The sequence below is a fragment of the Streptomyces sp. NPDC059456 genome (assembly GCF_042750055.1).
Classification (GTDB): domain Bacteria; phylum Actinomycetota; class Actinomycetes; order Streptomycetales; family Streptomycetaceae; genus Streptomyces.
The window spans coordinates 1-2,831 of the sequence record NZ_JBHYVA010000903.1; the positions used below are offsets into that span (position 1 = coordinate 1).

The window sequence follows — 2,831 nt, forward strand, 5'->3', positions numbered from 1 at the left end:
GGGCCCCCTCCCGTCCGTCTCGGTGCCACCCCCGCCCGGCGGCCCGACCGTCCGTGCCCGGCCCGAGGCCCGCTCCCGGGGCGCTTCGCCCGCCACGCGTGACCGCCGCCGTCCGCGTTGCCCGTCACGCGTGACCGCCGCCGTCCGCTTCGCCCGCCATGCGTGACCGCCGCCGTCCGCGTTGCCCGTGACGCGCGCCCGCAGACCCGTGCCCGCGGCTTGCGGCCGGGGCTCGTGCCCGCACGGCTGCGGCCGCAGACCCGCACGGCGCGCGGGCCGCGTCGGGGCTATTCGCGGCGGGCCAGGGCGACCACCCGTTCCGCGCCGGCCAGCACCGCCGGGTCGACGAAGCGGCCGTCGGGCAGGGCCACCGCCCCCGGGGTGCGGCGGGCGGCCGCGACGATCTCCTGGGCTGCGGTGACCTCCTCCGGGCCCGGCAGATAGGCCCGCTCGATCACCGGCAGCTGGCGCGGATGGATCGCCGCCCGGCCCAGGAAGCCCAGCGCCCTCCCCCGGGCGCAGGAGAGCGCCAGGGCCTCCAGGTCCCGGATGTCCGGGAACACCGACTGGGCGGGCGGGGCCAGCCCCGCGGCCCTGGCCGCGACCACCACCCGGGAGCGCGGCCAGTCCAGGCCCGCGTCCGCGCTGATGCCCAGATCGGCCCGCAGGTCGGCCTCGCCGATCGAGAGCCCGCGCAGGGCGGGGTGCGCGCGGGCGATCTCGTACGCGCGCTCCACGGCCCGCGCCGACTCCAGCATGGCGTGCAGCGTCACCCCGCCCGTGCGGTCGGCGACCGCCGCGATCTGCTCCGGGGCCGAGATCTTCGGCAGCCGCAGCCCCGAGAGGCCCCGCAGCCCGGTCAGGGCGGTGAGGTCGGCCCCGGCCCAGGGCGACTCCAGCGCGTTGACGCGGACGAACACCGGGACCGGGGGCCGCTCGGCGAGCCGTTCCGCGGTGGCGGCGCGGGCGTACTCCTTGCGGGAGGCCGACACCGCGTCCTCCAGGTCGACGATGACGGCGTCGGCCCCCGAGTGCAGGGCCTTGGCGACCACCTCGGGGCGGTCGCCGGGTACGTAGAGCCACGTCAGGATCACAGGGCCCGCTCCATCCGCAGTGCGCTGATCTCGGCCTCGGACAGGCCGAGTTCGGTGAGTACGGCGTCGGTGTCCGCGCCGTGCGGGCGGCCCGCCCAGCGGATCGCGCCGGGGGTCCCGGACAGCCGGAACAGGACGTTCTGCATCCGGAGCGGGCCGAGTTCGGGGTCGTCGACCTCGGTGACGGTGTCCAGGGCCGCGAACTGCGGATCGGCCATGACGTCCCGTACGTCGTAGACCGGGGCCACGGCGGCCTCGGCCTCCTCGAACGCGGCGATCACGTCGTCGGCCTTGTGGCGGCCGATCCAGCCGCCGACGGCCTCGTCGAGGACGGGCGCGTGCGCCGCCCGGCCGGAGCCGGTCGCGAACCACGGCTCGGTGATCAGCTCGGGCCGGCCGACGAGCCGCATCACGCGCTCGGCGACGGACTGGGCGGAGGTGGAGACCGCGAGCCAGCGCCCGTCGGCACTGCGGTACGTGTTGCGCGGGGCGTTGTTGGTCGAGCGGTTGCCGGTGCGCGGCTGGACGTACCCGAGCTGGTCGTACCAGAGCGGGTGCGGGCCCAGCACCGTGAGGATCGGTTCGATGATGGCCAGGTCCACCACCTGCCCGTGGCCGGTGAGCCCGCGCCCGGCGAGCGCGGTCATCACGGCGTACGCGGTGGTCAGCGCGGCGATCGAGTCGGCGAGGCCGAACGGCGGCAGGGTCGGCGGGCCGTCCGGCTCCCCGGTGATCGACGCGAAGCCGCTCATCGCCTCCGCGAGGGTGCCGAAGCCGGGGCGGTGGGCGTACGGGCCCTGCTGGCCGAACGCCGTGACGCGGGCCAGCACCAGCCGCGGGTTGGCGGCGGACAGCTCGGCCCAGCCCAGGCCCCACTTCTCCAGCGTGCCGGGACGGAAGTTCTCGATCACCACGTCCGCGGTGGCGGCCAGCCGCAGCAGGGTGTCGCGCCCGCCCGGGGTGGACAGGTCGAGGGTCATCGTCCGCTTGTTCCGGCCGAGCAGCTTCCACCACAGGCCGACGCCGTCCTTCGCTGGGCCGTGCCCGCGCGAGGGGTCGGGGCGCCGCGGGTGTTCCACCTTGACGACGTCGGCGCCGAAGTCCCCGAGCAGGGTGGCGGCGAGCGGCCCGGCGAAGAGCGTGGCGAGGTCCAGCACCCGCACCCCCTCCAGGGGGCCGAGGGGGGTCACGAGGCGGCCCCGGCATCGGCTCCGGCATCGGCCCCGGCCCCGGCGCCGGCTCCGGCTCCGGCATCGGTTCCGGTTCCGGTTCCGGTTTCGGCCCCGGTGACGGGACCCGTCGCGGCGAAGGCGTCCGTTTCGGCGCGGGTCGGCATCGAGTCCTGCGCCCCCGGCCGCTGGACGGACAGCGCGGCCGCCGCCGAGGCCCAGGCCAGCGCCCGCGGCACGGGGAGCTGCTCCCCGAGGGCCACGGCGAGCGCGCCGACGAACGTGTCACCGGCCGCGGTGGTGTCCACGGCGCGGACCCGGGGCGCGGGCACGGTCAGCGGCTCCCGCCCGCGGGCGGCGTACAGGGAACCGGCCGCGCCGAGGGTGACGACGACCTCCGGGACCCGGGTCAGCAGGGCCTCGGCGGCCCGGTACGGGTCGGTGAGCCCGGTGAGGGCGGCGGCCTCGTGCTCGTTGGGGACGAGCAGGTCGGTGGCGGCGAGGAGCTCGGGGGGCCGCGGCTGGGCGGGGGCCGCGGGGAGAACCGTCCGCACCCCGTGGGCACGGG

3 protein-coding genes are annotated in these 2,831 nt (G+C 77.5%); all 3 read right to left on the reverse strand.

Translation table 11 applies throughout. The features are described from left to right. Positions 1 to 287 precede the first annotated feature (287 nt). Complete coding sequence (locus ACFXA3_RS40305; RefSeq protein ID WP_385196056.1) at positions 288 to 1,094, reverse strand: HpcH/HpaI aldolase/citrate lyase family protein; 807 nt, start codon at positions 1,092 to 1,094, stop codon at positions 288 to 290. Beyond that, complete coding sequence (locus ACFXA3_RS40310; protein WP_385196059.1) at positions 1,091 to 2,284, reverse strand: CaiB/BaiF CoA transferase family protein; 1,194 nt, start codon at positions 2,282 to 2,284, stop codon at positions 1,091 to 1,093. Before ACFXA3_RS40310 ends, ACFXA3_RS40305 begins: the two co-directional genes overlap by 4 nt. Further along, the coding region (locus ACFXA3_RS40315; RefSeq protein WP_385196062.1) for a PfkB family carbohydrate kinase at positions 2,281 to 2,831 on the reverse strand (551 nt) is incomplete at its 5' end. The genes ACFXA3_RS40315 and ACFXA3_RS40310, both read right to left, overlap by 4 nt.